The organism is Pedobacter paludisoli, from assembly GCF_052344095.1.
Taxonomy (GTDB): domain Bacteria; phylum Bacteroidota; class Bacteroidia; order Sphingobacteriales; family Sphingobacteriaceae; genus Pedobacter.
Genome location: NZ_CP179926.1, coordinates 201,704 through 227,126 on the forward strand (window position 1 = coordinate 201,704; position 25,423 = coordinate 227,126).

Annotated in this window: 25 protein-coding genes; 8 read left to right on the forward strand and 17 right to left on the reverse strand. The window is 38.1% G+C overall.

Features of this window, described 5'->3' with window-relative positions:
• Positions 1 to 5: 5 nt before the first annotated feature.
• Both ACJVDK_RS00780 and ACJVDK_RS00785 read right to left on the reverse strand, forming a co-directional pair.
• Positions 6 to 2,183, reverse strand: a complete 2,178-nt coding sequence (locus ACJVDK_RS00780) for an alpha-galactosidase (protein ID WP_443938417.1) — start codon at positions 2,181 to 2,183, stop codon at positions 6 to 8.
• 91 nt (positions 2,184 to 2,274) lie between these two features.
• A complete protein-coding gene (locus ACJVDK_RS00785) occupies positions 2,275 to 4,560 on the reverse strand; it encodes a hypothetical protein (RefSeq protein ID WP_443938418.1) in 2,286 nt (761 codons plus the stop codon).
• 474 nt (positions 4,561 to 5,034) lie between these two features.
• Between ACJVDK_RS00785 and ACJVDK_RS00790 the strand changes: the two genes are divergently transcribed.
• The 3 genes from ACJVDK_RS00790 to ACJVDK_RS00800 all read left to right on the forward strand — a co-directional run bounded on the left by ACJVDK_RS00790 (position 5,035) and on the right by ACJVDK_RS00800 (position 6,862).
• Positions 5,035 to 5,469 (forward strand): DUF4890 domain-containing protein, encoded by a 435-nt coding sequence (locus ACJVDK_RS00790; RefSeq protein WP_443938419.1) that lies wholly within the window; start codon positions 5,035 to 5,037, stop codon positions 5,467 to 5,469.
• A gap of 153 nt (positions 5,470 to 5,622) precedes the next feature.
• A complete protein-coding gene (locus tag ACJVDK_RS00795; protein ID WP_443938420.1) occupies positions 5,623 to 6,183 on the forward strand; it encodes a Maf family protein in 561 nt (186 codons plus the stop codon).
• A gap of 223 nt (positions 6,184 to 6,406) precedes the next feature.
• Positions 6,407 to 6,862 carry a hypothetical protein gene (locus tag ACJVDK_RS00800; protein WP_443938421.1) on the forward strand — a complete coding sequence of 152 codons (456 nt, stop codon included), beginning with the start codon at positions 6,407 to 6,409 and terminating at the stop codon, positions 6,860 to 6,862.
• Here the strand turns inward: ACJVDK_RS00800 and ACJVDK_RS00805 are convergent.
• The 6 genes from ACJVDK_RS00805 to ACJVDK_RS00830 form a co-directional block, all read right to left on the reverse strand.
• Positions 6,859 to 7,785, reverse strand: a complete 927-nt coding sequence (locus ACJVDK_RS00805) for a Ppx/GppA phosphatase family protein (RefSeq protein WP_443938422.1) — start codon at positions 7,783 to 7,785, stop codon at positions 6,859 to 6,861. The two genes, ACJVDK_RS00800 and ACJVDK_RS00805, sit on opposite strands and share 4 nt — an antisense overlap.
• Before the next feature lie 95 nt (positions 7,786 to 7,880).
• A complete protein-coding gene (gene dnaJ / locus ACJVDK_RS00810; RefSeq protein ID WP_443938423.1) occupies positions 7,881 to 9,044 on the reverse strand; it encodes a molecular chaperone DnaJ in 1,164 nt (387 codons plus the stop codon).
• A gap of 66 nt (positions 9,045 to 9,110) precedes the next feature.
• Entirely contained in the window at positions 9,111 to 9,686 is a 576-nt protein-coding gene (locus tag ACJVDK_RS00815) for a nucleotide exchange factor GrpE (protein ID WP_443938424.1), read from the reverse strand.
• A 156-nt stretch (positions 9,687 to 9,842) separates the two neighbouring features.
• A complete protein-coding gene (locus ACJVDK_RS00820; protein ID WP_443938425.1) occupies positions 9,843 to 10,526 on the reverse strand; it encodes a cell division ATP-binding protein FtsE in 684 nt (227 codons plus the stop codon).
• A gap of 1 nt (position 10,527) precedes the next feature.
• Positions 10,528 to 10,731, reverse strand: a complete 204-nt coding sequence (locus ACJVDK_RS00825) for a fructose-6-phosphate aldolase (protein WP_443938426.1) — start codon at positions 10,729 to 10,731, stop codon at positions 10,528 to 10,530.
• Positions 10,732 to 11,158: 427 nt separating this feature from the next.
• Positions 11,159 to 12,175 carry an acyl-CoA reductase gene (locus ACJVDK_RS00830; RefSeq protein WP_443938427.1) on the reverse strand — a complete coding sequence of 339 codons (1,017 nt, stop codon included), beginning with the start codon at positions 12,173 to 12,175 and terminating at the stop codon, positions 11,159 to 11,161.
• Between the two features lie 78 nt (positions 12,176 to 12,253).
• Between ACJVDK_RS00830 and ACJVDK_RS00835 the strand changes: the two genes are divergently transcribed.
• Together ACJVDK_RS00835 and ACJVDK_RS00840 are read left to right on the forward strand one after the other, a co-directional pair.
• Positions 12,254 to 12,604 (forward strand): 4Fe-4S dicluster domain-containing protein, encoded by a 351-nt coding sequence (locus ACJVDK_RS00835; protein ID WP_443938428.1) that lies wholly within the window; start codon positions 12,254 to 12,256, stop codon positions 12,602 to 12,604.
• Positions 12,605 to 12,749: 145 nt separating this feature from the next.
• A complete protein-coding gene (locus ACJVDK_RS00840; protein WP_443936436.1) occupies positions 12,750 to 14,285 on the forward strand; it encodes an IS1182 family transposase in 1,536 nt (511 codons plus the stop codon).
• A gap of 149 nt (positions 14,286 to 14,434) precedes the next feature.
• On the opposite strand, the gene ACJVDK_RS00845 is transcribed toward ACJVDK_RS00840, so the two are convergent.
• Positions 14,435 to 14,896, reverse strand: coding sequence for a universal stress protein (locus tag ACJVDK_RS00845; protein WP_443938429.1), 462 nt, complete (start codon positions 14,894 to 14,896; stop codon positions 14,435 to 14,437).
• Positions 14,897 to 15,000: 104 nt separating this feature from the next.
• Between ACJVDK_RS00845 and ACJVDK_RS00850 the strand changes: the two genes are divergently transcribed.
• From ACJVDK_RS00850 to ACJVDK_RS00860, 3 genes are all read left to right on the forward strand, one after another.
• Positions 15,001 to 15,801 carry a C40 family peptidase gene (locus tag ACJVDK_RS00850; RefSeq protein ID WP_443938430.1) on the forward strand — a complete coding sequence of 267 codons (801 nt, stop codon included), beginning with the start codon at positions 15,001 to 15,003 and terminating at the stop codon, positions 15,799 to 15,801.
• Positions 15,802 to 15,974: 173 nt separating this feature from the next.
• Positions 15,975 to 16,715 carry a carboxypeptidase-like regulatory domain-containing protein gene (locus ACJVDK_RS00855; RefSeq protein ID WP_443938431.1) on the forward strand — a complete coding sequence of 247 codons (741 nt, stop codon included), beginning with the start codon at positions 15,975 to 15,977 and terminating at the stop codon, positions 16,713 to 16,715.
• Between the two features lie 26 nt (positions 16,716 to 16,741).
• Positions 16,742 to 17,167 (forward strand): hypothetical protein, encoded by a 426-nt coding sequence (locus ACJVDK_RS00860; RefSeq protein WP_443938432.1) that lies wholly within the window; start codon positions 16,742 to 16,744, stop codon positions 17,165 to 17,167.
• Here ACJVDK_RS00860 and ACJVDK_RS00865 read toward each other — a convergent pair.
• From ACJVDK_RS00865 to hisD, 8 genes are all read right to left on the reverse strand, one after another.
• Positions 17,164 to 18,063, reverse strand: a complete 900-nt coding sequence (locus ACJVDK_RS00865; RefSeq protein ID WP_443938433.1) for a WD40 repeat domain-containing protein — start codon at positions 18,061 to 18,063, stop codon at positions 17,164 to 17,166. The two genes, ACJVDK_RS00860 and ACJVDK_RS00865, sit on opposite strands and share 4 nt — an antisense overlap.
• 930 nt (positions 18,064 to 18,993) lie before the next feature.
• Positions 18,994 to 19,596: a bifunctional phosphoribosyl-AMP cyclohydrolase/phosphoribosyl-ATP diphosphatase HisIE gene (gene hisIE / locus ACJVDK_RS00870; protein ID WP_443938434.1), complete on the reverse strand. Its 603-nt coding sequence runs from the start codon at positions 19,594 to 19,596 to the stop codon at positions 18,994 to 18,996.
• 24 nt (positions 19,597 to 19,620) lie between these two features.
• Positions 19,621 to 20,376 carry an imidazole glycerol phosphate synthase subunit HisF gene (gene hisF, locus ACJVDK_RS00875; RefSeq protein WP_443938435.1) on the reverse strand — a complete coding sequence of 252 codons (756 nt, stop codon included), beginning with the start codon at positions 20,374 to 20,376 and terminating at the stop codon, positions 19,621 to 19,623.
• A gap of 93 nt (positions 20,377 to 20,469) precedes the next feature.
• Complete coding sequence (gene hisA, locus ACJVDK_RS00880; RefSeq protein ID WP_443938436.1) at positions 20,470 to 21,219, reverse strand: 1-(5-phosphoribosyl)-5-[(5-phosphoribosylamino)methylideneamino]imidazole-4-carboxamide isomerase; 750 nt, start codon at positions 21,217 to 21,219, stop codon at positions 20,470 to 20,472.
• 4 nt (positions 21,220 to 21,223) lie between these two features.
• Positions 21,224 to 21,814 (reverse strand): imidazole glycerol phosphate synthase subunit HisH, encoded by a 591-nt coding sequence (gene hisH / locus ACJVDK_RS00885; protein WP_443938437.1) that lies wholly within the window; start codon positions 21,812 to 21,814, stop codon positions 21,224 to 21,226.
• Positions 21,815 to 21,852: 38 nt separating this feature from the next.
• Positions 21,853 to 22,986 carry a bifunctional histidinol-phosphatase/imidazoleglycerol-phosphate dehydratase HisB gene (gene hisB, locus ACJVDK_RS00890; protein ID WP_443938438.1) on the reverse strand — a complete coding sequence of 378 codons (1,134 nt, stop codon included), beginning with the start codon at positions 22,984 to 22,986 and terminating at the stop codon, positions 21,853 to 21,855.
• A 1-nt stretch (position 22,987) separates the two neighbouring features.
• A complete protein-coding gene (gene hisC / locus ACJVDK_RS00895) occupies positions 22,988 to 24,028 on the reverse strand; it encodes a histidinol-phosphate transaminase (protein ID WP_443938439.1) in 1,041 nt (346 codons plus the stop codon).
• A gap of 87 nt (positions 24,029 to 24,115) precedes the next feature.
• Positions 24,116 to 25,396, reverse strand: a complete 1,281-nt coding sequence (gene hisD / locus ACJVDK_RS00900) for a histidinol dehydrogenase (protein ID WP_443938440.1) — start codon at positions 25,394 to 25,396, stop codon at positions 24,116 to 24,118.
• Positions 25,397 to 25,423: the final 27 nt, after the last annotated feature.

The following is a 25,423-nucleotide window of genomic DNA, read 5'->3' on the forward strand; positions in this document are numbered from 1 at the left end:
ATCTTTTATTTGTTTACTTTGATAATAACGGCATTGTATTTTTGAGGGAAATTGATTGTAAAGCTTTTATCGCTCTGCGTTATTTTTACCCCTAAATCTATGGGATATAAAATTTCCGCTTTCCCTTTGTTTTTAATGTTAATGGAAACATTTTCTGAACCAGCTAATCGCCAAACGGCATAATAGTCGGCTTTTTCAGATTCGAGCCCAACTGCTGCAGGAGATAGGATATCCGAAATTTTGGTAAAACCCAAGGGGAAAAATGGAATTGCTTTTGGAATTACCGGAGCCAGTTCTTTTTTATAAATCGCTATTCCATTTTTTATTTGATCTAAGCTTTCTGGCTGAAGTTCGGCCAAGTGCCCACTCTGGTGTATTCTGCATAACATGCTATTAACCATATTAAAGGCGGCTTCGTATTTATTTCCATTTTTTAAAGGGTAAGACCATACAGCAAGTTGTTCAGGCAGCACTGCGGCCATTTCGCCTACTAAAATAGAAGGATATTTTTTGTAATCGGTTTGGTCGCTGGATGATTGTAGTTGATGTACGGCAAGCATGGCGTAATCCATTCGTACTCCACCACTTCCACAGTTTTCGATTACCAATTCGGGATACTTTAAATACATTTTTTTTATCCACGATAAGTAAGCGCGTTGATGTGCAAGGATGCCTTGACCAAAGCTTTCTGCTTGTGTTTCCGTCCCCATGAGCGCATTGGCATTGTAATCCATTTTAATATAGCCAGCTCCGTATGTTTTAACCAATCGATCGATTACCTTGGTTGCATAGTCTATCACTTCGGGGTTTCTGAAATCAAGAAAGAAGCTCTTATGATCCATTACACGCTTTCCATGTCGCATGAAAAACCATGTATCGGGTTTATCTTTTAAAGGGGAGTTAATGCCAACGCGTTCAATTTCGAGCCATAAACCCGGAACCATTTTTTTTGCTTTGATACTATCTAAAACTTCTTCAATACCGTTCGGGAAGCGTGATTTTCCAGGCATCCAAAGACCAACAGCATCCCACCAGGTTTCGTTTTGTTCGGCGTACCAGCCCGCATCGACCACAAAATAATCACAACCGACTTTTGCAGCGGCGTTTATTAAAGGTATTTCTTTTGCTGTGGTTGGATCGCCAAACAGACAGTTCATATAATCGTTAAAAATTACCGGTAAATCTACATTGTCTTTATTCGCACTAAGGAGTGCTTTTCTTCTGTATTTGGTTAATGCGGCTACACCAGCATCAAAACCTCCTTTTACACATCCAATAGCTACTGGAACCGTTTGGTAGGTTTCGCCAGGTTTAAGTGTTTTCCAAGCTTGATGATGCTGCTCATCGGGCCCACCTAAATATACGTAAGTCGGTGAGCTGTTTTCTAGTGTTGGATAGTTTTTGGGTGATTGTACGTTTGAAAATTCCCAATGCCAAGCCCCATTATGCTCTATTTGCCAAAACCAAATAAGGCCTGTTTCTTTGTTTTCAATCATGGCCATGGGTAATTCTTGTACCGTTGACATCGAACCTATGCTAGAATGAAATATTCCTGATAGCTGGAAAATGCCGTTTGCTCCCCAACCTTCTTGGGATGGACTTTCGGTACGCCATTGACCTTCGGCTTTCCAACTGTTTTTGGCCCAATGAATTTGTATTTTATCTTCTAATGTTTGCTTACCTAAGTTACCAATGTTATTAATCATCGCGGAGCTGAGAAATTCGATGTCTGCATTTTTGCTTCCATTATTTGTAATTTGTGTGTACCGGCGGCAGGTGTTGGTGCCTTGATAAAAATCGTAACAGGATACAATTTGTAAGTTAAATTCATCCTCCTTTAAAAAGATTTTTACGCGTTTCCCCCAAGCCATTTCTTGCTCTTCTTTTTTGTCGTATTTTAAGGTTAAGCCGGGCATTCCACCAGCTAATTTAATACCGTGATGACTTGGCCTGTCTGTGCCGCTAAGTTGGAGTGATACCGGTAAATCAGATTGGTCTATCGTTTCAGGAAGAATGATATTGCCCATATAGGTACTTGGCAGGAGTAGGCGCTCTTTTAAAATGTTGTTTTTTTCAATTTGAAATTTGAAAACAAGATCTGAAGAGCTTATATCGAAAGTTTTTTGAGCAAAGAGGACATACGAATAGCCTAATAAGCATAGTAGGGCAGCAATTTTTTTCATCGAAGATTGGTTTTGGTTAGAGTTGAGGAGCATTCTATGCAGGGTGCTTTTTTCAGGTTATTGCTTATTCATGGGGGGATGGCATATTAAATTAGTTGACTTTTTCGAGAAATAAGCCGTTCAGTTTGGATACTGTAACTTTATCTTGAACAGCTTCTCCGGTGTTATTTTCGTTTTTTTGATTTATCGTAGCTTTAATCCTTTTAAATTTTTTGTTTGGAAATAGCTCGTTTAAATCGAAGGTGAAATCGTTTAAGGATGGATTTACCAACACCAGCCCGTTTTCGAATTCTCTGGCCAATACTTGTGGGTAATTAACGATTTTGAAATTTTTAAGTTCTATATCGGTGTTTCCTTCCAGTGTTATTTCAATTTGGCAAGTGACATCGCCGGCATTTCTAAAATAAAAGCCGCATGCAGAGAAATCTTTTGCATTTACGTAGTTAAGTACCCGGTCTGCTGTATTTTCTTCGGGATTTCTTCCATTCAATTTGATGGAAATATGCCGCGGAACATCGTCTGTAAAACCGGGTATTGATTGTGCAGTTTTGGCATCAAAATAGAGGAGTATATCGCCCTTTGGCAACGGCACGTTTTTAATGGTGCATGTTGACTCACTCCGGTCTTTTTGTAAAGCCTTCAAGCGTATGTTGGTACTGGTGGTGCTAATGCTAAAATCGTTGCTTTCAATTTTTGCCTGCGGTAAGGCAAAAGTTATTGGTTGTATTGTTCTACCTAATTCAATCATTTTTCCAATAGGCTTTCCTAACCAATGGGCAATTTTTTCTTCTCCCTTTTGTAATTCATCAATCAGTTCGGTCGTTTTACTGTTGCCTTGTATTGTAGTTCCTGCCCCAGTATTAAAACTTATACCTAAACATTGTGCGGTAGCAATAACCATGCGTTCGCGGTTTTTCGCTTCTAAAAAATTGCTAGCATCTTTATCCTTATGGGTGATGTAAGAAAGCTGATCTTCGAGGCCGAATTTGCTCCAATACCTGAAGAAGTTTACGGGTTTGGAGAATTCTTTGTAAACATCGTTCCACGAACAAAATCCTTCGGCTTCCATGCCGTTAATGGTATGCACCGCCCTTTGGCTATCGTCGAGGCCGCCATCGGCTACAACCAATTTATTGGTACCTAAATTTTGCTTTAACTTGGTGTAAAAATTTAATACACCTTCGCCGTAAACGTTTCGATCGTTGATATAGCCGCCGTCTTTCTTGCCGTCATTATTTACATCAGCCACTCGTTTAAAGAATGCGCGCTTTACATCCCAAGGAGAAACGTCAAATTGTATACCGTTAAAGGCAAAGAGAATTCCATCTGGACGAAACCAAGAAGTCATTTCCGCTAGTAGAATATCGGTACATTGCTTGCCATTTTTATCTTTTGGACAAGTTGTAGCGTAGTTATAGGCCCACATCAAGTTATTGGTAATCGGGCCCCAAGGTCCTTCTACAATATGCGGAGCTAGATAGGTTTTTTCAGCGATAAATTTTCTTGCTTTAGTGCCGTATTGGCCTCGTAGTACTTTTATTTTTCCGTTTTCAATGGCTACAAGCTTTACTTGCTCTGCATCTTCCCAAATTTTGTTTCCTTTGTCATCAAGCGGAACGAATACAATATCGTCGTTCTTTTTAGCTTCATGTAGGCCGTAATTTGTTTCAAAATATTGGGTGCTTGGTACAGCTATTTCGGTATCCTGCTCGGTGATGTTTTGTGTGGGCTTACATCCTTCAGCATACATCCAATGTCCCGCAAAAAAACGATCCATTTCCCAATCAGGATTTCTCCCTCGACCATTAAAATGCAAAACCACTAGTTTGGTTGGGTTGTTGAGCGCATACCGATTGAAAAAATTCTGACTGTAAGCTGTTTTGAGCTGACTTAGTTCCTCATTTAATACTTTTCCGAATATGCCATCCATGCGTGTATTTGCTTGCTCCCATGTAGTAAAGTCAGTTTTTTCATTTACTTGCTCTGGTTTTCGAAAATTAAAAGCTTTAGGAAATTTGTCTATGAGTAAATCTTTAGCAGAAAGGGGGGTGCTCAACGCCTTGTTCGTTTTATCAATTAATTGTTGAATCGGATTTTTCTTTTCAGCAAGGAGTTTCTTTAACTCATTTATCGAAGTGAACGTATAATTAGATGCTATTTGTAATTGATACCCTTTCAGATTATTGGCCACAATATTCTGAAATTTTTCTTCTGTTAAAAGCGGAATGGTTATCAGTTCGGACCGCGAAGTACGTGTAGCTTTTGAATATATTGATTCTGCAACAGCTATACGCATGCTTGTTTTGGCATAAGCCGTGATGGCCAACACTGGCAAACTCAGTAAAGAGGCAAGTGAGAAGTATACAATTTTCTTCATGTGTATGTGTTGGTTTTTTAATTAGAACGTATCCAAAAATATCATTTTAATTGGCAGAAATTTTAATACTATTTTGTCAAAAAGTTGCATAATTGAGTCAACTAACCCGTACTAATGCTGGAATAGGCTTTGTTAACAGGATGCTTTTATTCATTTGTTACGTCATTTATACTACCAACGTTTCCTGAATGATTAGGGGGATAGGCTAGGTAAAAAAATATAAAGTTTCTGGCACAATGTACCCGCGAGAAAAATCTAATATGCTATAACTTGGGTATTTTAAGTGTAGACTATCTTTAAGGAAAGCTAAAAAATAGGCACACGAAGGCTTTATTTTTTCAGATTGATTGTAACGGCGATGTGACAATTTGAGGCTTAAACTTTTTGTTTTATTTTAAATCCAATCAGCAAAACAATCAACAAAAACTTTTCCGTGAATTAACCAGCGGAGGTTAAATTAAACAAAAAAGCAACATGAAAAAATTAATGATGATTTGTGCATTTGTTCTATCAGTAGTAACGTTTGCACATGCACAACAAGGTGGTGGAGGCCGTATGGGTGGCTCACCAGAAGAACGCGCAAAAAGAAACACGGATGTGTTAGCCGAGAAATTAAAACTTTCTGACGATCAAAAAACAAAAGTCTTGGCTATTTACACCGAGCAAAATGCAGCAATGGCGAAAGCGATGCAAGATGCAGGTGATGATAGAAGCGGCATGAGAGAAAAAATGACCAAAATGAATGCTGAAACCAATACTAAAATTGATGCAGTATTAACAGAGGAGCAAAAACCAGCTTTTAAAGCGCTTCAAGAAGAGCGTAAAAAACAGATGGAAGAGCGCCAGAAAAATGGCGGTGGTCAAGGTCGTCAAGGTGCTGGTCCACGTGGTGGCCAAGGAAACAACTAATCTTCCTGTTATACAAAGATTTAAAGAGGCAGCAAATTTTTGTTGCCTTTTTATTTTTAGTGAATTTACTTGCCTTTTTTGGTAAGGATGTTTTTTTTAAACTTTTTTCTCAGACATGACAGTATTTGGTTTTTTTTATCTTTTCTTTGCGACATGTTAAACAATTTGTCCATTATTTTAGCATCTAAATCGCCCCGCAGACACGAACTTTTAGGCCTTATGGGTTTAAATTTTAAAGTTGAAATTCACGATGTGGATGAAAGCTATCCGGAAGGATTAATGCCGCATGAGATTGCTGTTTTTATTTCCGAGAAAAAAGCAAAAGCTTTTCCTCCGGTAGCTGAAATTGTTATAACAGCCGATACGATTGTCGCTTTAAATGGCGAAATATTAGGCAAACCTCAAGATCGGGCGCATGCGGAAGAAATGTTGGCGAAATTGTCGGGGAATAAACACGAAGTATTTACTGGGGTTACGTTGATTAAGGATGGTAAAGTACACTCGTTTTACGATCGAACCGAAGTATATTGCAAAACGGTAACTGCGGATGAAATTGCGTATTATATCGATGCATTTAAACCTTTTGATAAAGCCGGAAGTTACGGTGTGCAAGATTGGTGGGGATTGGTCGTGGTAGAGAAAATAATAGGCTCTTATACCAATGTCATGGGCTTGCCAACCGAGAAGCTTTATGCCTTTTTAAAAGCGCTCTAGTTTCTTATCAGTAATTTTTATATGAAAAGAGCGTTATTGTACTAATGAATAGCATTTTTTTCATCAACTAATTTTTTATCAAAATCGTCCCATGTATACAATAACTTCGATTACCCTATTGATTGGAGCTTTCGTTTTTCGCAGTCCTTTTCTTACTTTTTTTATTGAACTTAAAAGGAAACTTTACGCTTTTGTTCAACTAATCTTATCAAAGATAAATACCTTGACACTGATAAGAATTGGAAATGCCTCTATTGCATTTACCAAAATGTTTTTGTTCTTGCTTATTTCTTTTTTAATATATGAAGGAATTGTTTTCCAATCATGGATGAAAATATGCTCGGGTGTACTGTTGTTGTTGGTTTCGATATACTTGTATTACCTAAAAGGTCGTTTTAGGGTATTAGAGCCCTCTTTACGCAGCCATCTGTATAAAGTTTTAGGCATTTATTTTTTGCCTGAGTGGCTTACCAAACGCTATGTGAATGAATGTTTTGCCAGCCTTGAAAAAAGATATTTTCGTGCCTATCAATCGGATTGGAAAGCAGATTTAATGCAAGAACATATTTCAATTCCGAGTCCTGTTTTTCTATACGAATTGGCTGTGTTTAACTATTTGAAAGTAGAATCGCCTGAAAATGAATTTTACTATTATCGAGCAAAATTTTTGCATCATTAAGCTAATTTATTCATTTCTTCTGCCAGTAAACCCATCTTCAAATCGAAGGTAGACAGGCGTAGCTGTTTGATATTCGTTTTACTTAAAACGCAATTGGTAATGAGTGCAGCCATTACAATCATATCCACGCGTACGGGAATAATCTCTTCCATTTTACTGCGTTGTGCATGGGTAGACTGGATTAAATCGATGGAGCATGTCCTGTAGTCCTCAAAAATAAAATCGTATGTTTTTAAGGTTTCGATATCGATGGATTGCGGTTGCTTTTGGTTCGCCAAAATGGCGAAAGTTTCGAATGAGCCAGCAGAACCAATTAGCACGGTAGGTTGGTGTTCTTCGCAGAGTGTAAATAAATCGGTTAATTCTTCTTGAAGGTGCAGGATAATGGCATTTTTATCAACCTCTGAAATGGGGTCCGATTTAAAGTAGTGTTGCATCAGTCTGGCTGCGCCCACATTATAGCTTTTTTTCCAAATGACTTGTTCAGGATTGCAAAGAATAAACTCAACACTCCCGCCGCCAATATCCATAATAAGTGCTTGCTCCTGAATGGCACCGCTTAATTTTACGCCTTCATAGATAGCATTCGCTTCTTCTTCACCTGTAATTGTCGTAATCTCAATTAAAGCTTCATCTTTAGCCCGCGCCACAAATTCAGCGCCATTTTTTGCACTGCGAATTGCCGAAGTAGCCCCGGCTTTAATGAGCGATACGTCGTATGTATCCATAACGCTTTTAAAATCTTTTAGCGTTTGAATACCACGGTCACAGGCAGCAGGGGCTAGGGTGTTCTGATTGATACTGCCTTCGCCCAATTTAACAGCAACTGTGTTTTTATACAGTATTTCGTACTGGTGCTTGTCAATTTTTGCAATGAGTAAATGGAAGGTGTTGGTTCCTAAATCGATGATAGCAATGCGCATAAATTTTTTTGCTAAATATCCGTAGATTTTTTTTGAAAATACATGAAACAAAAAAAACCGATGTTTTTGCATCGGTTTTTTTATTTTTTTGAATGTTATTCAAAATATTCTTTCATTCTTTCGAAGAAGCTTTTGTCATTTTTACCAGGTTGTGGTTTAAAATTAGCTGATTCCCGTAATTTCTCTAAGGTATCACGTTCTTCGCTGCTTAAAGCTTTTGGTGTCCAAATATTGATGTGAATAATTTCATCACCACGGTGGTATGAGTTTACTTCTGGTAAACCTTTACCTTTTAAGCGCAGCAATTTTCCGCTTTGCGTTCCCGGGTCGATTTTAATTTTTGCTTTACCATCAATGGTTGGTACTTCAATGCTTACACCTAAGGCAGCATCCACAAAACTTAAATGTAAATCGAACACTACGTTGTTTCCTTCACGTTTTAACGTGTCATGCGGGGTTTCTTCAATTAAGATGATCAAATCACCTGGAATGCCACCATTAGGACCTGCATTTCCTTTACCGCTCATGCTTAATTGCATTCCTTCGCTTACACCAGCAGGAATGTTGATGGTAATTGTTTCTTCGCCACGTACCACACCATCGCCATGGCATGATGTACATTTTGAGGTGATTTGTTGACCATTACCATTACAAGTAGGGCAGGTTGATGCGGTTTGCATTTGTCCTAAAATGGTATTAGTCACCCTACGTACCTGACCGCTACCGCCGCAGGTATTACAGGTACTTACCGAAGATTTATCTTTTGCTCCAGAGCCATCACAAGTTTTACAAACGATTTGTTTGTTTACTTTGATTTTTTTCTCTGCACCATGTGCAATTTCTTCTAGCGTTAATTTAACTTTTATACGAAGGTTAGAACCTTTAGCCACTCTACGTCCGCCGCGTTGTTGGCCTCCGCCGCCACCGAAAAAGCTTTCGAATGGATTTCCGCCGCCGCCAAAAATGTCGCCAAAGTTGCTGAATATGTCTTCCATATTCATGCCGCCACCACCGTAACCACCGCCCGATGCACCGCCCACGCCAGCATGGCCAAATTGATCGTAGCGTTGTTTTTTTTCTGCGTTGCTTAATATTTCATAGGCTTCTGCCGCTTCTTTGAATTTATCTTCTGCTGCTTTATCGCCTGGGTTTTTATCCGGATGATATTTAATAGCCATTTTTCGATAAGATTTTTTAATCTCATCGGCAGTGGCACCTTTCGTTACGCCTAATACTTCGTAATAATCTCTTTTACTCATTTCTTTATTCGTGATAAGATGAAACAGCAATCGATGCGCTTATCGATCTTGCTCATCTAACATATTTTAAGCGCCTACAACTACTTTTGCAAAGCGGATTACGTTATCGTTTAACGTGTATCCTTTTTCTACCTGATCTATTACTTTGTTTTTTAGATCTTCTGATGGAGCAGGAATATTGGTAATGGCTTCATGGAAATCGGTGTCGAATTCTTTGCCAATGCTTTCAACTTCTTTTAAGCCTTTCTGACTTAATGTATTTTTTAGTTTATTGCTTACCAATGAAATACCTTCTTTTACAGGGGCAACATCGGCGGCAGTTTCCATTGCTTTTAAGGCTCTGTCGAAATCGTCTAATACAGGTAATAATGACACAATAACGTCTTTACCAGCAGTTTGAAGCAATTCTACACGTTCTTTTTGGGTACGACGTTTGTAATTGTCGAATTCTGCGTATAAACGTAAATATTTATCGTTAAGCTGCTTAACTTCTTCCTGTAACTTTTCTTCGTTTGTTAATTCAGGCGCTTGTTCTGGTGCAGCTTCTGTGTTTTCCTGGTTTTCTGCTGCAGTATTGTCTACAGTATTTTCAGTATCCATTATATTTTCTTCTTTATCGTTATTTTTCTTCTTGTTAAACATAATTCCCTGCTGAAGTTTTTTTCATTTCATTACAAGTATTTTGCCACAAACGAAAATCAGCCAAGCTGTCAGATTTATATGCTGTAAATCGAACAGTTTGGCTGATTAGCTGACACCTGTGTTGTGTAGTGCCTATTTTAGTAGCAAACAATCGTTTTAAACGATTTTTGCATCTTCGTGTATTATACCGTTATCGCATTTAATAATGCGCGACGGGAAGGTGCGAATAATTTGATAATCGTGCGTTGCCATTAAAACGGCTGTTCCGTTTTGGGCAATTCTTTTCAAAAGAGTTACAATTTCTTCCGATGTTTCTGGATCTAAATTTCCGGTAGGCTCATCGGCTAAAATAATTTCAGGATCGTTCAATAAAGCACGGGCAATTACAATCCGTTGTTGCTCTCCACCTGAAATTTCGTGTGGCATTTTTTTAATTTTTGAACGCAAACCTACTTTATCTAACACATCTTTAATGCGTTCGTTAATAAGTTTTTCGTCTTTCCAGCCAGTAGCCTTTAATACAAATTCCAGGTTTTTTTCAATGGTTCGGTCGGTTAACAACTGAAAATCTTGAAAAACAACTCCTAGTTTTCTACGTAAAAACGGAACTTGTTTCTCCGTTAAATTTTTAAGGTCAAAACCCGCAATAGTGCCTTCGCCGTTACCGATGTGTAATTCGCCATAGAGAATTTTTAATAAACTACTTTTTCCTGATCCAGTAGAACCGATTAGGAAAATAAATTCGTCTTTTTCTATGTGTAAATTAACGTTCGATAGTACTAAATGCTTTTGTTGAAATACATCAACATTGCTTAAATGAATTACTGCGTTTCCTGCCATTTTATATTTCTAATTTAGCAATTTGCCCGAAAGGCAAACTTTTAACCATTTCCATAATATAGTCGAGTTTGTCGCCAAGACCAAGTTTGTCCAACGATTTATCGGGTCTATCAACTCTAAAATAAGCTAATAGCGTAAATTTTTCGTCGCGAAGCTGTACGTAATCCGGAATTTTGGCTATGCCTTTTACTTTAATGATATACATTTGTTCCAAAAATAGAGAATTAAGCTGAAAGCTGAAAAGATTTAGTTGGTTAGTTGGTTTTTTGGTTGGTTAGTTATTAGTTGAATTGGGTAATTGGTTTTTTGGTTGGTTATTAGTTGAATTGGGTAATTGGTTCTTTGGTTGGTTAGTTATTAGTTGAATTGGGTAATTGGTAAACTAGTTGGAATTTGGTAATTAGTGAATTGGTACATTCGTCTTAATACTTGATACTAGCTACTTAATACTCAAACTCTTTATTCTTTGCTCCTTTATCCTTATTCTTTAGTGAGTGGTGAATTGGGTAATTGGTCAATAGTTAATTAGTTGAATTTGGTAATTCGTTTTCAGCTTTTTCCTTTCAGCTTTTACCTTACCCCCTACACCTTTCAGCTTTTACCTTTCCGCTTTCGCCTTGTACTTCAAAACCTTACAGCCTTCCATTCAAAAACGCAACCGTATCTACATTATCAGCATAATCCCACAGTTTAGGGTGCTGACTCTGGCCAAAAGCAAATGTGTTTAGCTTGAGTGGGGCAGAGGTAACGATGCACTGAATGTTCTCGGCATTGTTCTCTAAAATCTGCTCAACATCAGCCAAATCTTTATATTCTTGATAAAACAGAACAGCCAAAGGCGAAGTTAAACTTTCGTCTTCTTTTAACAACAAAAAGCCATTGTCGTAGTGTTTGGCGTTGTTTACCAAGTAAATTGATTTGTTGTAATCGTAATTGTTGTTGTATTTAAAGTGATTGATGATGGGCTGATAGCTTTCGATTCCTTGGTAAAAATGGGCGATATCGTATCCCTCTGGAAAATATATTTTTGACACATTTCTACAGCCTAAACCAAAATAGTCGAAAATATCGGCGCCAAGATTATGAATTTCTTCTGGAGTTTCGTTTCCTTTTAAAACAGCTACACTGTTTCTGTTTTTACGAATGATGTTGGGCACTTTGCTAAAGTAATAATCGAAATAGCGCGATGAATTGTTGCTGCCTGTGGCGATAACAGCATCGAAATTGCTTAATCTTTCTACATATTTGATGTGATTTTGAAAGCCAGGTTCAATCGCTAAAAGTTCATCTAAAACGGCTTTAATTAATCTATTGTCGGATGAAGATAATTTAATTAATGCGATGTTACCGCTAGCTAAAACACATAAAACATCGTGAAAACCAACCATCGGAATGTTTCCGGCTAAAATTAAACCCACCTTTTTGGGCTCGTGGTTAAAGCGGATATTTTGAAACCAAAGGTCGATATCTGCTTCATTTAACATTTCTGAAAATGAGTTTAAAGATTTTTTTACATTTTCTTGTGTAAACCACGCATTACCACTTTCAGCGCTATAAATCGCATTTCCTAGTATATCAGTAGGGTTTGTCAGTAATTTTCCTAGCTGTTTAAATGCTTTAATTACACTTTGTTGGGTTAATGCCGACATATTTAGAATTATTATTAAGAGTGAATGTGTTATATTTGCAAGCGCAAAGTTAAAAAAGCAAAAGTATTAGACGAAAACATGGCAATTAAAATAACAGACGAATGTATAAATTGCGGGGCTTGCGAACCTGAATGCCCTAATAATGCAATTTACGATGCCGGTACAGCATGGCGTTTTTCTGATGGAACGAATTTAACGGGTGTTATTGATTTTGGTAATCAACAAGTTGAAGCCGATGCCACTCAAGAAGCAGTTTCAGATGAAGTTTACTATATCGTTTCAGATAAATGTACAGAGTGTAAAGGTTTTCACGATGAACCACAATGTGCGGCAGTTTGTCCGGTAGATTGTTGTGTAGACGATGAAGATATTCGCGAAACAGAAGAAGAATTATTAGCGAAGAAAGCCTGGTTACACCAAGAAGGATAATTAGTTGAATTTTCTCAACATAAAAAAGAGGCTGTCTCAAAAAGGCAGTCTCTTTTTGTTTTAAAAAAAGTTGATAAATTCTTGTTTAATAATTTTGTTTAATCATTTGAATTTCAGATATTTAAGTATAAATATTTAGAAATTTATGTCGTCAAAAACCCCTGTTTTCAAGCCTTATTACCAAGATCAGATGATGGCTTTTCCACCTACATTTGACGAATTAATAACTGCAGGGCACCCAGTTAGGATAGTTAACGATGTGATAAACAAAATCAATATCCAAAGCCTGCTAAATGCCTATCAAATCAAAGGCAGCTCGAGTTATCACCCTCAAATGCTCTTAAAGATTCTAGTTTATGGGTATGTAAGTAACGTTTATAGCAGCAGGAAACTAGAAACTGCTTGTCGGGAGAATATTAACTTTATGTGGCTTAGTGGAATGAGTTATCCAGATCACAATACCATTAATCGTTTTCGCGGGGTTCGTTTAAAAGAACACTTGCGCAAAATATTCGAAGAAGTTGTTTTGTTATTAGCCGAAGAAGGCTTATTGAGTATAGAAGAAGTTTATACCGATGGCACCAAAATAGAGGCAAATGCCAATAAATATACTTTTGTATGGAAAAAGGCTATTCAAACCAATAAAGAAAAGATGAAGTTGGCTTTAGCCGATATTTGGACTTATGCCCAAAGTATAACTAAAGCTGAAGATGAACTTCCTGATCCACCTGATTTTACCGAAATAAATAAAGAGAAAGTACAAGCAACGGTAGATAAGCTTAATGAAGTATTAGCTGATAATCCCGATGCAAATAAAAAGATTAAAAACAAGCTGAAATACATCAGTAAAGAATATCCAAAAAAGATAGCTGAATATGAGGTAAAAGAGGCTATTTTAGGTAATCGCAATAGCTACAGCAAAACCGATGAGGATGCCACATTTATGCGTATGAAAGAGGATCATATGCGTAATGGCCAGTTAAAAGCGGGTTATAATGTACAGATATCAACCTCAAACCAGTTTATTGTAAACTACACCATTCACCCAAACCCAACCGATACCACCACTTTAAAAGCCCACATCGAACAACACGAGACCAGCTTTGGCAAAAGTTTAAAAAGCATTACCGCAGATGCAGGATATGGTAGTGAAGAAAATTACGAACTATTGGAGCAGAAAGGAATTGAAGCTTATGTTAAATACAATATGTTCGACAAAGAGCAAAATGAACGATATACCAGTAAGAAAAGCTTTCAAGCCGACAAGTTATTTTACAACCAGGAACAAGATTGTTATATCTGCCCAATGGGCCAACAGATGCATTACATTGGCGATGCAAAACGAAAAACCAGTACCGGTTTCGAACAAACAAGTAAAAGATATCAAGCAAGAAATTGCAGCAATTGCCCATTAAATGGTGTTTGTCATAAATCGCAAGGAAACCGAATAATAGAAATTAACACTAATCTACTCAGCCATAAACAAACAGCTTATCAATTGCTAAACAGCGAGAAAGGAATTGAGAAGCGAAAGCAACGATGTTATGATGTTGAGCCAGTTTTCGGAAATATTAAACAGAACCAAGGGTTCCGCCGCTTTATGCTCCGTGGAAAAGAAAAAGTGGCAATAGAATGGGGATTATTGGCAATCGCACAAAATATAAGGAAAAAAGCAGCTTAAAAAGACTGTTTTTTCATGCTTTTTGAAAAATTGAACAGCTAAAACTGATTTTAGACCATACCATGTCCAAATGATACCAAATTGGAAATAAAATAAAAAAGAGGCCGTCTCGGTATTTTGGGACAGCCTCTTTTGTCGTTATAATGAGTTTATGCTTCTTCTTGATCTTCAAATTTATTGGGGATGATTAAAACCGGACAGGCCGATTTGCGTGCAACGTGCTCGGCTACGCTACCCATTAAAAAATGGTAAATTCCGGTTCTTCCATTGGTGCCAATGACAATTAAATCAGCGCCCCAGTCGTCTGAAACTTGAATAATTCCATGTGCAGCCGTATCAACAATGCTCATGTAGGAGGTTTTAATTCCCTGGCCAAATTTGGTTTCGATTTCTTTTAACAGCAAGTGGCTATTTTCTTCGCTATTGTCGTACGTTTCCAAGAAAACAGGAGCAAGGGTTAAATCTGGATTTATATTGGCCGGTATTGGCTCAATAATGTTTACAAGTGCTACCTCAGCAGAAAATTTCTGAGCCATCTCATAACCAGTTTTGGCTGCTTTCTCTGAGCAAGCGCTGTTATCTACTGCGATTACTATTTTTTTGAAGTTCATATGCGTGTATTTAGCTGTTTATCATAAAATTAACAAATTTGAATGTAAAATGTTCGGCGATGCCGATATTTTGTTAGTTTTACACATACATTACGAGCATACAAATGGATAATCAATACGGTATTTGCAGGGTTACAGTGGCACCTTTACGCGCAGATGGTTCCGATAGGGCAGAAATTGTTTCGCAATTGCTTTTTGGCGAGCATGTAGAAATTCTAGAAAAAGGAGAAAGCTGGTGGCTGGTACAAAATGGATATGATGGCTATGAGGGTTGGATTGATTTTAGGCATTTAGCAGCGATTTCTCAAGATGAATTTGCCGCCATGCACGACTGTTTTTCGTATGCACCACTAAACTTTTCGAATGTGTTAATCGCTGAAGATGGTTCTCATTATCATCTAAGTCCCGGCAGCAATTTGCCTTTTTTAAAGGATGGTTTTTGTTATGCCGGAGCGGAAAAATTTCAACTTCAATTTGAAGCAAAAGATGCTGCAAAAGCAGATTTTGAAACAGAGATAGAACAAACCGCTAAATTTTTTCAGAATACCACGTATTTGTGGGGAGGGCGTAATTTATTTGGATTAGATTGCTCGGGATTTGCGCAAGTGGTTTTTAAATTGCTGGGAATAAAGTTATTTCGCGATGCTGCACAACAAGCCGATCAAGGTGAATTGGTTGGTTTTTTAGAAGAGTGTAAAGCCGGTGATTTAGCCTTTTTTGATAATGCCGAAGGTAGAATTACGCATGTGGGCATTATGCTAGGAAATGATACCATTATTCATTCTTCAGGTAAAGTGAAAATTGACCCCATTGATAACGAAGGAATTTATAGCAAAGAGCTGGGACGGTACACGCATAAATTGAGAATTATTAAGCGATTGGTTGGGCATACTGGAGGGATTTAGCTCTCTCCTTTTAAAATGTTTGTCATTCTGAACGTCAGTGAAGAATCTTTTAGGTGCTTATGCAGTTTTATAGGTTATCAATAAAGCTAATGTACTTGTCAGGCACATAGTTGGAAATGGTGTATGGAATGAGATGAAAAAATGCATCCTTTCTAAAAAACATATTACCGCCTATGCCAAAATCATTTAAACTAACCATTCCTGAACCTTGCCAACAAAATTGGGACGATATGTTGCCCGATGGAAATCAAAGACACTGTACCTCTTGCGAAAAAATGGTGATTGATTTTGCTTCATTTTCAGATAAACAACTAACCGATTGGTTTGCTAAAAATAGTGGAAATGTTTGTGGTCGTTTTGCTCCTGGCCAGCTTGAACGTGCCTTTTTCCCGCATACATCCTTTTCATTGAAAAGATTTAAACCAGGATTAATCGCCGCGTCGATATTCGCCTTTTTGAGTTTGCCGAAATTGAGTTCTGCTCAGACGATAAAGACAGGTGTTATCCAAACGGATGATTTTAAAGGGAAATACGTAGAGAAAAAGGAACCAGTAGTAGATTTCGTACGAAAAATTAGGGGGATAGTTGTAGACAAGGAGGATAAATCTCGGTTGGCGGGAGCGGTCTTAAGCCTAGACGATAAACGGGTGCTGACTACCACGAATATGAAAGGAGAATTTGAATTTGCGCTTCCTAAGGATATTAATACGCATAAAATTGAATTAACTGTAAGATTTATTGGCTATGAATCTTTAACCAAATCTTTAACTATCAAGGATATTAAACCCTTAAATATTGAACTTTGCATGGGGCAACAATTTATGGGGGAGGTGACGGTGGTAAGTGATCCTATGGCAGAAGATCCAAGTATTTTGAACCGAATAAAGTATTTATTTAATAAAATTGTCCGTTGATAGTTTTTAATTAATTAGTTAATGCGATGAGTAAGCGATTTCAGGATGAAAATTTAACTTTAGGGCAATTTATGCTTGAAGGGAGTGATGTTTGTTGTCCATCTTGTAGTAAAATAGCGCATGCTAAGGTTGATTTCGAAGCGAAAAAAGCACGTTTATGGTGCTTGCACTGTGGTTACAATAAGGAAGAAGCAACCAGGAACCAGCAAATGGCTGCGCATACTTATTTTTCAGCTACACTCTGGTATCAAATTCCCTTTAAAGATGATGTGATTTTGGCTTATAATTTGGCACATTTAAACTACTTAGAGTGCTATGTTGCCGCCTATTTACGCGAACACAAAGACCGAACTCATTTTACCTTGCTCGAGAAACTGCCAAAATTTTATCATTCAGCAAAAAATCGGGAAGCGCTTTTAAAAGCAATTGAGAAGTTAAAAAAGAAGCGTTAGCTCTCCATTTCCCAAACCATTACCTGTTTATCGTCGCCAGTTGAGATCAGTTGATTTCCGTCTTGGCTCCAAATAATTTTATTAATAGAATGGGTATGCCCAATTCCAGATTTTTCTAAACTAAGTATTTTGTAAAGTTTAAAATTCTCTGTATCCCAAAGCTTCATGCTTTTATCCTGACTTCCGGTTGCGAAATACGGAAGGTTCGGGTGGAAAACGATATCATAAATGGTAAACATATGTGCTGGAATGGTTTGTACAAGCTCATAATGCGGTAAATTCCAAATGCGTAATTGTGCATCGCGTCCTCCAGAAATCAAGTACTTGCCCAAAGGATGGTACGCCAAGGAAGTAACAGGTAGAGTATGTCCTGCTAAAACGTGTAAAAGACTATAATCTGCTAAATTATAAATGCGGATAAGGTTGTCCTTACAAGCAAAGGCGACTTCATTTTCATTTGGGGATAAGGCAATGGCCCGAACGGTAGTCGGCGCAACCTGAAAACGATACACTTCTTTAAAATCTGTTAGCGACCAAACAGCAACGGTTCCATCTTCTCCGGTGGTTAAAAGCTCGTTTTTACTTTTAACCGTTTTAATGGCGAAAATAGGTTTTAAGTGTGCGCTTACACGGGCAACAGTTTCTTGCTTTATAAAGTCAAATACGCTAAAAGCACCGCTTCGTTCGCCAATAAATAATTGATTATTGAAGTTATGCAAGGCATAAACAGAACTTTGAACCGGCATTTTAACCATTACAAACTCCATTCTCTTCAGCGACCATTCCACCACGCCTTTATCGTTCCCGGCACTAAAAAAAATCCCTTCCTTGTCCGATATTGCCAAAGCATAAACCGGATTTTGGTGACCTGAAAATGTATGTAAGTGTTTTAACATGGTTTAAATTTAGGGTAGCAAGTTACTGAAATTTGGCTTTCTTTATTTTTAAGCTTGATTTATAGTATTAATTTTTTATGGGCTCTATACGCTCCAATAAATTGAAAAAGAACCAGCAAGTCGAAAATTTGTTTGATGCCCACAAAATACATGAATGATTGATTTATCGTAGATGGACTGGATGACAAACCTATCATTAATACAATGTTTATTGAACTTGAAATTATCGCGATTATGGCCGTGAAAAATCCAAGATATAGATGCCATTTTTCAAACTTGAGGTTGTTCTTGATAAGATGAAACAAGGTAATCCAGTTGAAAAGGATTGATGGCAACACAGCTAATAAATCAGTATAGTTTTTGTTGTTTTTTAAAATTGCACATAGGATTATTCCAAGAAATAAATTTATATACGATTGGTATTTTAACATTTTTGAAGTAGATTATTGGAATTGGTTAAAGAGAGAATTAGCAATTTGAATTCTTACTAAATAACAGCATAAAACAAGCAACCAAGCTAAAAAATAAGATTTGGCTTTTGCGAAATTTTTTTTTTCAATATGGATGTAAAATAATACGAACGCGCCTAGGCTAACTAAAATTAACGCTAGCCATTCGCCCAAAAATACATTTAAGGGTAAATTGGAAATTCGATCAGCTTCAGCACTTTCTCCTAAAAACATCCAATATATAATTGGGATTATTAAAATATAAAGTACACCGCAAATTAAGAAAGAAGCAACAAATACAATCAAAAAATGCAAAACCGATACCCTCGATTTTAGAATTTCGTTTAGTTTATCAATCATTTTCCACCTTTTATCTTTCCACCTTTCACCTTTCACCTTCCACCATAAACCTTTGACCTTTCACCATACATCTTCCATCTTCCACCTTCCACCTTTTGCCTTCCACCTTTCGCCTTCATCCTTACTTGTGTCTACTTTCTAAATTTTTCGCAATATCTTGAATGGATAGGCCTTTTTCTTTTAATAAGAATAACAGGTGAAATACCAAATCAGAGGCTTCGCCGATAAATTCTTCTTCTGTTTCAGCTAAGGCGGCAATAACGGTTTCTACACCTTCTTCGCCTACTTTTTGGGCAATTTTGTTTAAACCTTTGCTACGCATCTTGTTGATATACGAGCCTTCAACAGGGTTTTCGTAGCGGTCGGTGATGATGTTTTCTAGCTCAAAAATAAAGTTTTGATTAAAGTCTGTTTTAAAACAACTGCGCGTACCAGTGTGACACGTTGGACCTACTGGGCTAGCTTTAATTAAAATGGTGTCGTTGTCGCAATCAACAGCCATATCTTTTACGTACAGAAAGTTATTGCTGGTTTCTCCTTTTATCCATAAACGGTTTTTAGTGCGCGAAAAGAAGGTTACTTTACCTTCTGTAATGGTTTTTTCCAAGGCCTCGGCATTCATATATCCCAACATTAACACCTCAAGCGTTTTATCATCTTGAATAATTACAGGCAGTAGACCTGCTGTTTTTTCCCAGTCAAGTGTGTTTATATCGATGTTCATTTATTCTAGTATTGTTTGTGTTTATTAAATTCTAACTGGGATATTGTGTTTTTTAAGTTCTTGTTTTAGGTCGGGAATTAAGATTTCACCATAATGAAAAACAGAGGCAGCCAGTGCGGCATCTACTTGTGCTTTTTGAAAAACTTCGGTAAAGTGCTCCATACTTCCGGCACCGCCTGAGGCAATAATGGGAATGTTAATCATGTTGTTCACTTTTGAGAGTAAACCACAATCAAAACCCGCTTTGGTGCCGTCATGATCCATAGAGGTCAATAAGATTTCGCCTGCTCCTAAATCTTCAGCTTGCTTAATCCAGTTTTCGGTTTCCAGTTCAGTGATTAATCGACCACCATTTAAATGAACCATGTTTTGGCCATTCACGTGTTTGGTATCAACTGCTAAAACTACAAATTGAACCCCAAAAGCTTTGGCTAAATCTTCAATTAATTGTGGGTTACGCACGGCAGCGGAGTTAATGCTGATTTTATCGGCCCCGGCATTCAGTAGTGCCTCCGCATCGGCAATCTCCGTTATTCCTCCACCAATGGTAAACGGAATGTTTAATTGACGGGCAACCGATTTAACCATCTCAATCATCGTTTTACGACGTTCGTGGGTAGCGGTTATGTCTAAAAAAACCAGCTCATCGGCCCCTTGTTGGGCATATTGTGCGGCTAATTCTACTGGGTCTCCTGCATCGCGTAAATCAACAAAGTTTACGCCTTTTACCGTTCGGCCGTCCTTTACATCCAAACAGGGGATTATTCTTTTACTAAGCATGTGTTTCAGTTGGGTGTCATGTTGAGGAACGAAGCATCTTTTTCATTTTGGGTAGATGCTTCATTCTTTAGGATGACATAAATAGTTATGAATTTAAATCGAACTCAACATTTTCAAATTCCAGTCTTTTACTTCATCGATGCTAATTCTGTTTTCGTAAATGGCTTTTCCAACTACTACGCTGCGGATTGGGTATTTGGCTAATTCGTAAATATCTTCCATTGAACTTACGCCGCCAGAGGCGATTAATTTAATCATAGGCGAGTGCTCTAACAATTTTTGATATAATTCGATGGCTGCACCACCTAGTTTTCCATCTTTGCTAATATCGGTACAAAGAAAACGGAAGAAACCTAAAGCAAGGCATTTATCTACATAATCCATTAATTTGATTGGCGAGCTTTCCATCCAGCCTGAATATTTAATGACTTCGTCAAGCACATCAATGGCAATTACAATACGATTGGCATAATCTTCTTTTTTAGCAAAAGCCCGGCTTAATTCGGGTAGAAAATCGGGGTTGGTAATGGCCTGGGTTCCTACAATCACACGGTGAATGCCGGCATCAAGCAAATTCGTTACTTGCTCAATGGTGCGAATACCACCGCCGTATTGCACTTTCATTTCCGTTTTTTTAATAATCTCAAAGAGTGATTTTTGGTTGCTAAAATCGCCTTTGGCGCCATTTAAATCGATGATGTGGATGAAATCGGTGCCGTTTGAACGGTATCTTTCAATCATTTCAGCAATGGAAACATCGTATTCAGTTTTTTGGTTGTAATCGCCTTCGGTTAAACGGACTACTTTTCCGTCCAAAATATCAATAGCAGGAATTATATACATTTTTTTAGCTTAAGGTTGAAAAATTCTTTAATATTTGTTCGCCAGCTTCGCCCGATTTTTCGGGATGAAACTGTACGCCATAAAAGTTATCTTTTTGTATCGCTGCCGAGAATTTTAAACCATAATCGGCAGACGCGATATCAAAAGTAGGGTTATATTCGATAAAGTACGAATGAACAAAGTAAAATTGTGCATTATCTTCAACACCTGAAAACAAGAGATTGTTTTGATGATGAACGGCATTCCATCCCATGTGTGGGATCTTGATATTCAGGTTCTTACCAAATTTTTTGGTTTTTACGGGTACAATGGCCAATAAATCGGCATTTCCCTCCTCAGAATGCTCGGTAATAAGCTGCATGCCAACACAAATACCCAAAACCGGTTTTGATGAAGATTTAATGGCTGTTACCAATCCGGTTGAACGTAGTTTTTCCATAGCGGCTCCGGCATGACCCACTCCGGGAATAATGATGTGGCTATAGTTAGCTAAGTCTTCTTCTGTGTTAACCATACCATAGTCGATGTTTAATCGCTCCAAAGCTGCGGTTAATGAAAAAATGTTTCCGGCACCGTAATTTACTATTCCTATCATATGTGTTGTTGTGTTGCGTGTTCGGTATCAAATATCATTTAAAGCATTCCTTTGGTGCTCGGTAACACCATTTTTTCAGGGTCGCGTTTTACGGCCATTTTAATTGCTTTTGCAAAAGCCTTAAAAATAGCTTCAATTTTATGATGTTCGTTATCGCCTTCGGCTTTAATATTCAAATTGCACTTGGCGGCATCGCTAAACGACTTAAAGAAATGGTAGAACATTTCCGTTGGCATGTCGCCCACTTTTTCGCGTTTAAAGGTAGCATCCCAAACAATCCAATTGCGGCCTCCAAAATCGATGGCAACTTGCGACAGGCAATCGTCCATCGGTAAACAAAAACCATAACGTTCAATTCCTAATTTATTGCCCAATGCTTTTGCAAAAGCCTCACCCAAGGCAATGCCCGTATCTTCGATGGTGTGGTGTTCATCAATGTGTAAATCGCCTTTTGTTAGGACGGTTAAGTCCATACTTCCGTGACGGGCAATTTGGTCCAGCATGTGGTCGAAAAAGTTTAAACCAGTTTCAATTTTCGCTTTTCCCGTTCCATCTAAATCTAATTCAATCGTGATATCGGTTTCATTCGTTTTACGAATTTGGCTTACTTTGCGACTTCCTGCCCGTAAGAGCGCATAGATATCTTCCCATTTGGTGGTTTCAAGTGCAATGATATCTAGTAGGGTTTCCCGTTTATCCAAAGCTTCGCTTGAACCCAACGCATCGTTTTGACGCAAGAAAATAGCCTTTGCGCCTAAGTTTTTAGCCAACACCACATCGTTTAAGCGATCGCCAATAACGTATGAGTTTTGTAGGTCGTATTCTTCTCCAAAGTATTTAGTCAACAAAGCGGTTCCTGGTTTGCGGGTAGGGGCATTGTCTTTTGCAAAGGTGCGGTCAATGACCACATCGCTAAAATGAACGCCTTCATTCGCAAATGTATCCAGCATGAAGTTGTGGATAGGCCAAAAATTTTCCTCCGGATTGGAAGGAGTTCCTAAGCCATCCTGATTCGTTACCATCACCAATTCATAGTCTAATTCTTGTGCAATCTTTGATAAGTAATATAAAGAACGTGGATAAAAAACAAGCTTGGCAAAGCTGTCTACTTGTTCATCTGCCGGTTCAATATTTAACGTTCCATCGCGGTCGATGAATAATACTTTTTTCATGTTAGTTTCTTTTGAGGATGGTTAAAAGTTGGTCGTTTTCTTGTTTCGTTCCGATGGTAATGCGTAAACATCCTTCGCATAAAGTTACTTTCGAACGGTCGCGCACAATGATTCCTTCGTCTACCAATATGTTGTAGGTTTTGGTTGCATCGTTAACTTCTACTAAGATAAAATTTGCATCCGATGGGTAAACTTTTTGTACAATTTCTAACGCGTTTAATTCGGTAGAAAGACGTTCGCGTTCGGCCACCGATTCTTTAATCCATTCGTTTACTTGTGCAATATTTTTTAGCGCTTCGAAAGCTAAATCCTGCGTGGCTTGGTTGATGTTATACGGAGGTTTAATTCGGTTGAGTACATCAATAATTTTGGTCGATGAAAAGGCCATTCCTAAACGCAATGCTGCCAGTCCCCAGGCTTTTGAAAAGGTTTGCAAAACGACCAAGTTTCCGTACTCGGTTAACTCTTGAATAAAGGTTTTCTGACGCGCATAATTGATGTACGCTTCGTCAATAACTACGATACCTTTAAAGTTGGCAAGAATGGTTTCAATATCGGTTCTGTTGATCGAATTTCCAGTCGGATTATTGGGCGAACAAATGAAAATTATCTTCGTGTTTTTATCAATCGTTTCTGCAATTTTTTCAAGGTCTAATTGAAAATTTGGAAGTAAATCTACCTTGCGAACTTCGACATCGTTGATGTTTGCCGACACCTCGTACATGCCGTATGTTGGCGGCAAAATTATCACGTTATCTTTTCCCGGATTACAGAAAGCACGGTACAATAAATCGATCGCTTCATCGCTTCCATTTCCTAAAAAAGTATTCTCAATTGGCACACCTTTTATTTTGCTGATGGCATCTTTTAAATCCAACTGAAGTGGATCCGGATAGCGGTTGTAATCGGCGGGTAGGGGAGAGCCATAACTGTTTTCATTGGCGTCTAAAAATACCGAAGCCTGTCCTTTAAATTCATCTCGAGCGGTCGAGTATGGCTTTAAATTTTTTATATTTTCTCGTACTAAATCGTTAATGTCCATTTTTGTTTTTTTAGTTTTTCGGGTATTTAGGTGGTTGTTTTTTTAGTTTTTTAAGTTGTTTAGGCAACCAACAAACCAATCAACCAACTAACCACCAAATCTAATACTAATTGCATTTTTGTGTGCTTGCAAGCCTTCTGCTTGCGCCAAAATTTCTACGGTTGGCCCAATGTTTTGGATGCCTGTTTCGGATACATGTTGAAAGGTTATTTTCTTGACAAATGCATCCATTGATACGCCTGAATACGCTTTGGCAAAACCACTGGTTGGCAGTGTATGATTGGTTCCTGAAGCATAGTCGCCAGCGCTTTCAGGTGTTAAGTTTCCTAAGAATACCGAGCCTGCGTTTACAATGCTTGGAATTAAGCTTTCAAAAGCGTTGGTAGCGAGTATTAAATGTTCAGGAGCGTATTCATTCGAGAAATCCATCGCGGTGTTTAAATCGCTAGTCAAAATGACATACGAATTGTCGATTGCTTTGGCTGCAATTTCTTTTCTTGGTAAATCGGCTAGTTGAAGTGTTATTTGAGTTAAGGTATCCTTAATAATTGCTTCTGAGTTGGATACGAGTATAGCTTGACTATCGGATCCGTGTTCGGCTTGCGCCAATAAATCAGCTGCTACAAACGCTGGATTCGCAGTTTCGTCTGCAATAACCAGTACTTCAGAAGGGCCTGCGGGCATATCGATAGCCACCGTATTTTGAACTTTCGTTTTCGCGGTGGTTACATAGCGGTTGCCCGGTCCGAATATTTTGTACACTTTCGGTACGCTTTCCGTTCCGTATGCCATGGCCGCTACGGCTTGAGCACCTCCCACAAGGTATAGTTTTTCAATGCCCAATAATATTGCGCAATAGGCCAAATAACAATTGGTTTTTCCGTCGGCTTGTGGTGGCGAACATACTACTATTTCTTTGCAGCCAGCCAGCAGGGCAGGAGTAGCCAACATTAAAAACGTACTCGGTAAAACAGCTGAGCCGCCTGGTATGTAAAGACCAACTTTTTCAATTGCCCGTACTTCGCGCCAGCAGATAACACCTGACATGGTTTCAATTTTATCTTCTGTTTTAACCTGCGATTGGTGAAACTTTTTGATGTTTTGGTAGGCGATGTTGATGGCTTCTTTTGCCTCTGCAGGAATGCTTTTCGCGAGCTCCTTTAATTCCGCTGCATCCAAATAAAGTTTCTCTAAAGAAACCTTATCAAAGTTTTTTGCAAAGTCGAAAAGTGCAGCATCGCCTTTTTCTTTTACCGTTTGAATGATGTTAGAAACGCGCTCATTCACCAATTTATCATCTTCAATCTGTCTGGAACAAAGTTCTTCAATTTTTAATTGAGATAAATCTTTATAATTATAGATTTTCAATGTTTTATGTTTTATAATTAACTAATA

What these genes read in the sequence shown, in the direction of transcription:
- ACJVDK_RS00790 (WP_443938419.1), top strand. Translation starts at nt 5,035, where the DNA reads ATGAAAAAATTAATGATGATTTGTGCATTTGTTCTATCAGTAGTAACG.
- ACJVDK_RS00825 (WP_443938426.1), bottom strand. Translation starts at nt 10,731, where the DNA reads ATGTATATCATTAAAGTAAAAGGCATAGCCAAAATTCCGGATTACGTA.
- dnaJ (WP_443938423.1), bottom strand. Translation starts at nt 9,044, where the DNA reads ATGAGTAAAAGAGATTATTACGAAGTATTAGGCGTAACGAAAGGTGCC.
- ACJVDK_RS00795 (WP_443938420.1), top strand. Translation starts at nt 5,623, where the DNA reads ATGTTAAACAATTTGTCCATTATTTTAGCATCTAAATCGCCCCGCAGA.
- ACJVDK_RS00860 (WP_443938432.1), top strand. Translation starts at nt 16,742, where the DNA reads ATGAGTAAGCGATTTCAGGATGAAAATTTAACTTTAGGGCAATTTATG.
- ACJVDK_RS00850 (WP_443938430.1), top strand. Translation starts at nt 15,001, where the DNA reads ATGGATAATCAATACGGTATTTGCAGGGTTACAGTGGCACCTTTACGC.
- hisB (WP_443938438.1), bottom strand. Translation starts at nt 22,986, where the DNA reads ATGAAAAAAGTATTATTCATCGACCGCGATGGAACGTTAAATATTGAA.
- hisF (WP_443938435.1), bottom strand. Translation starts at nt 20,376, where the DNA reads ATGCTTAGTAAAAGAATAATCCCCTGTTTGGATGTAAAGGACGGCCGA.
- ACJVDK_RS00830 (WP_443938427.1), bottom strand. Translation starts at nt 12,175, where the DNA reads ATGTCGGCATTAACCCAACAAAGTGTAATTAAAGCATTTAAACAGCTA.
- ACJVDK_RS00785 (WP_443938418.1), bottom strand. Translation starts at nt 4,560, where the DNA reads ATGAAGAAAATTGTATACTTCTCACTTGCCTCTTTACTGAGTTTGCCA.
- ACJVDK_RS00865 (WP_443938433.1), bottom strand. Translation starts at nt 18,063, where the DNA reads ATGTTAAAACACTTACATACATTTTCAGGTCACCAAAATCCGGTTTAT.
- ACJVDK_RS00845 (WP_443938429.1), bottom strand. Translation starts at nt 14,896, where the DNA reads ATGAACTTCAAAAAAATAGTAATCGCAGTAGATAACAGCGCTTGCTCA.
- hisA (WP_443938436.1), bottom strand. Translation starts at nt 21,219, where the DNA reads ATGTATATAATTCCTGCTATTGATATTTTGGACGGAAAAGTAGTCCGT.
- ACJVDK_RS00780 (WP_443938417.1), bottom strand. Translation starts at nt 2,183, where the DNA reads ATGAAAAAAATTGCTGCCCTACTATGCTTATTAGGCTATTCGTATGTC.
- ACJVDK_RS00840 (WP_443936436.1), top strand. Translation starts at nt 12,750, where the DNA reads ATGTCGTCAAAAACCCCTGTTTTCAAGCCTTATTACCAAGATCAGATG.
- ACJVDK_RS00815 (WP_443938424.1), bottom strand. Translation starts at nt 9,686, where the DNA reads ATGTTTAACAAGAAGAAAAATAACGATAAAGAAGAAAATATAATGGAT.
- hisH (WP_443938437.1), bottom strand. Translation starts at nt 21,814, where the DNA reads ATGATAGGAATAGTAAATTACGGTGCCGGAAACATTTTTTCATTAACC.
- hisIE (WP_443938434.1), bottom strand. Translation starts at nt 19,596, where the DNA reads ATGAACATCGATATAAACACACTTGACTGGGAAAAAACAGCAGGTCTA.
- ACJVDK_RS00805 (WP_443938422.1), bottom strand. Translation starts at nt 7,785, where the DNA reads ATGCGCATTGCTATCATCGATTTAGGAACCAACACCTTCCATTTACTC.
- ACJVDK_RS00855 (WP_443938431.1), top strand. Translation starts at nt 15,975, where the DNA reads ATGCCAAAATCATTTAAACTAACCATTCCTGAACCTTGCCAACAAAAT.
- hisC (WP_443938439.1), bottom strand. Translation starts at nt 24,028, where the DNA reads ATGGACATTAACGATTTAGTACGAGAAAATATAAAAAATTTAAAGCCA.
- ACJVDK_RS00835 (WP_443938428.1), top strand. Translation starts at nt 12,254, where the DNA reads ATGGCAATTAAAATAACAGACGAATGTATAAATTGCGGGGCTTGCGAA.
- ACJVDK_RS00820 (WP_443938425.1), bottom strand. Translation starts at nt 10,526, where the DNA reads ATGGCAGGAAACGCAGTAATTCATTTAAGCAATGTTGATGTATTTCAA.